We start from the raw sequence: 2,012 nt of genomic DNA on the forward strand, positions 1-2,012 counted from the left end.
GTTGTAGATCTTCTCGAAAAATTTAAAGCAAAGGTCTATGTGATGAAGGTTATTTTGACCAAGGAAGACTGTCGAAGGCTTGGTTTAGAGCCTGAGTAGAAAGCATTCATACTTTTTACACATAGTCCCTATGGACTGAGTAGCAGAAATACCAGTCAGCTCCTCCAAAGGAATTTCCTTTATCTCTGTCCTGAGCAGGAAAGCATAGTGCTCAGTAACTTTGATGGCTCTTAGGTTGGTGATTAAATATTTTATCCGGAACCATTTTACTATTGCGTATAGGAGAAACAATAATCCTAAACCATATATCCATAATGTAAGTAAAGCTATCAAAACAACTGGCCACAAACTCCAAAAACTTCTTCTTCCTTCCCATCTGATTTTTTCGCCCTTATGTAAATGCAAATAGATATATAGAGGCATTTTAAGGGAGGGTAACGTCTGCATACGTAAATATGATATCAGGCCACTCGAAACTCTCTAATCTGCTTATTTCAAATCCCCATTCCTCACTTGCCCCTATGGGAATTATGTATTTCCCCGCAAACAGGAACTCATTATCTCCAAATACCGATGATTTGTGGGGGCCGTCAACGATAGCCATACGACTGGGCGCCCCGCTTGGAGGGACAATTTTAAGGGCGGTAGTTCCAACATCTCCCCAACAATCGATAAATCCCACTAGCGTATTATCCACATGTATTTTCTTACTCCCTTTCCACATCAGCGAATGGTTAAACGAATAGATATTTAATGTCCCGAGAAAATCAGTTTCATCCAGTAAATAGGTCTCATTGCCTTGGCTGGTATTTACGAAATGTACGGGGGGCTGCATTCATCCAAATGGTGAAATTGGTGTAGGCGCCCCCAGGATGAAAGGCCACCAAGTAATAGCATCCCCTGGGTAGAGTGAAATCATAGCGAGGATATTTTCCCCCTCCGGACATCCCTGCCTGTACTAAATCTTCCACGGTAAAATTTAGGGAGAGGAAATTCACATGAAGAAAGAAATCACTATAGTTCTCAATTTTCATTCCGATACCCCCTGTATCAAAGACGGCCTTGTTTTCGTTAAATAAAACAAACTCCCAAAAGTCATTCCTAACGTTTTTTACAGAAGAGGTATTTATCCACATTTCGTGTATATGAATTTCTTCAGAGGGGGCAAATTTTACTGCGCACCAACTACTGTTAAACTCTTGGTAAAAAGTCACATTTCGACCGCTCGTCCTTTCCATTGTCTCTGCCCCTTGTGGTGAACCCCCAATCTTTGTTCCGGCTGTGGGCATCAAAAGGAGTATGGATAGAGAGAGGATAAGTAAACAAAGATTTTTTTTCATGTATATTAAATGTGTTGCTATACTTAATATTTACCTCAAAAAGGTATATACACATGCATTACATTATGTCATCATGAAAATGAAAAAAACTGCCATGAAAAAGAAAGGTATAAGTAAGGCATTCGCTGGTTTTGTGGCTTTTGCCCTGATGGTGTCGGTGTTTCTACCGCTTTCTCCCGCAAATGCTTCGTCCATTGATATGCAAACTCAACAAGGTCCCATGATTTTTACCCCTCCTTTTGATTATGATGATGATATAACCTCAACTCAAGGGGAAGACATGAACCTAATAGGCGCTCAAGCAGATGCGGACAAGGATACTGGGAAAATGTGGGTTGGTGCTCAGATACTCGAGGGTGGTCATGGAGAAGGTATTGGATTTGCCGAAATAGGAGAATTTTTTTCCTCCGCGATTAACTGGCCGGAGGCAACTATAACCTTTTCTGGGTCATTGGACGGGTATATAGTAAGAGCCCAGCAGAACTCAGATGCTGAACTAATCGTGGGGTGTTCAATTTACATAGATAACAGTTTTTACAGAAAGGAGTAGAGTAGAAAACTGGTTTCCCCAGTCTAATTTCACCAGCTTCCCCTCATCAAACCGTGCATGAAGTTCTCCCTCACACGGCTTTCCGATGAGCTTCTTTCCTACGCATTCAAAGAGTAGACCAG

General features: G+C 41.4%; 3 protein-coding genes. 1 reads left to right on the forward strand and 2 read right to left on the reverse strand.

What is annotated here, in order from left to right:
- Positions 1-424 precede the first annotated feature (424 nt).
- Together U9O96_02595 and U9O96_02600 are read right to left on the reverse strand one after the other, a co-directional pair.
- The gene (locus U9O96_02595; GenBank protein ID MEA2053996.1) at positions 425-724 is read right to left on the reverse strand and encodes a hypothetical protein; all 300 of its coding nucleotides are present in this window, start codon (positions 722-724) and stop codon (positions 425-427) included.
- A 67-nt stretch (positions 725-791) separates the two neighbouring features.
- A complete protein-coding gene (locus U9O96_02600; protein MEA2053997.1) occupies positions 792-1,340 on the reverse strand; it encodes a hypothetical protein in 549 nt (182 codons plus the stop codon).
- Positions 1,341-1,413: 73 nt separating this feature from the next.
- Between U9O96_02600 and U9O96_02605 the strand changes: the two genes are divergently transcribed.
- Positions 1,414-1,890: a hypothetical protein gene (locus U9O96_02605; protein MEA2053998.1), complete on the forward strand. Its 477-nt coding sequence runs from the start codon at positions 1,414-1,416 to the stop codon at positions 1,888-1,890.
- The last annotated feature ends 122 nt before the right edge of the window (positions 1,891-2,012 follow it).

It is taken from the genome of Candidatus Thermoplasmatota archaeon (assembly GCA_034660695.1).
GTDB lineage: Archaea > Thermoplasmatota > E2 > UBA202 > DSCA01 > JAYEJS01.

Bases quoted from the DNA above. Each gene is read 5' to 3' on its own strand.
- U9O96_02595 (MEA2053996.1), bottom strand. From the start codon at position 724: ATGTGGAAAGGGAGTAAGAAAATACATGTGGATAATACGCTAGTGGGA.
- U9O96_02600 (MEA2053997.1), bottom strand. From the start codon at position 1,340: ATGAAAAAAAATCTTTGTTTACTTATCCTCTCTCTATCCATACTCCTT.
- U9O96_02605 (MEA2053998.1), top strand. From the start codon at position 1,414: ATGAAAATGAAAAAAACTGCCATGAAAAAGAAAGGTATAAGTAAGGCA.